Here is a 535-nt window from a genome sequence, read left to right as displayed (position 1 = left end):
TCTCGCTAAAGGCGCTCCTTTTTCTCGTGTTGGCTCTGCCATTAAATGCCAAACTTGAGCGAGGTTCTCTAGTCGTTGAATATAGAAACCTAGTTCAGCGAGCGCAGGCTCGGCCAATCTTGCCGCGAGTTCGCCATCTTTGACTCTTTCTGCAATAAGATCGGCGATTTTCGCGACGCTTTGGTTTGCTTTCTTGCTGAACTGTTTTAGCTCTTTAGATTGGTTTTCTAACCAAGTAGGCAGCTCGCCATGTTCAAAGCGGTAGATGCCTTCTTCAAACTGAGCTGGATCGAACTGTTTAGTCAATTGAGTGAGCGCAGGTATTAAGTTTTGCACGGAGTCTTGCAAGTCATTGCGGAAACGAGCGACACGTTTCTCATCAGCCAGTGATGAAAATTTACTGATTGACTGATTCAGCTTCTCTAGCCACGCTGCTGCGCCTTTTACTCTCGCGGATGCTGAAGCGTGATCACGGGCGACGTGAGGCAGGTGGTGAGCTTCGTCAAAGACATAACTCGTATTTTCTGGCTCTGGT

At 48.0% G+C, this 535-nt stretch carries 1 pseudogene; it reads right to left on the bottom strand.

From position 1 onward, the window contains the following. Positions 1-535, bottom strand: a pseudogene (locus R8O10_RS27200) (ATP-dependent DNA helicase DinG); the annotation flags it as partial.

Source organism: Vibrio sp. 1727 (genome assembly GCF_033344415.1).
In the GTDB taxonomy this organism is placed as follows: Bacteria; Pseudomonadota; Gammaproteobacteria; order Enterobacterales; family Vibrionaceae; genus Vibrio; species Vibrio alginolyticus.
This window is presented reverse-complemented; position numbering and strand designations above follow the sequence as displayed.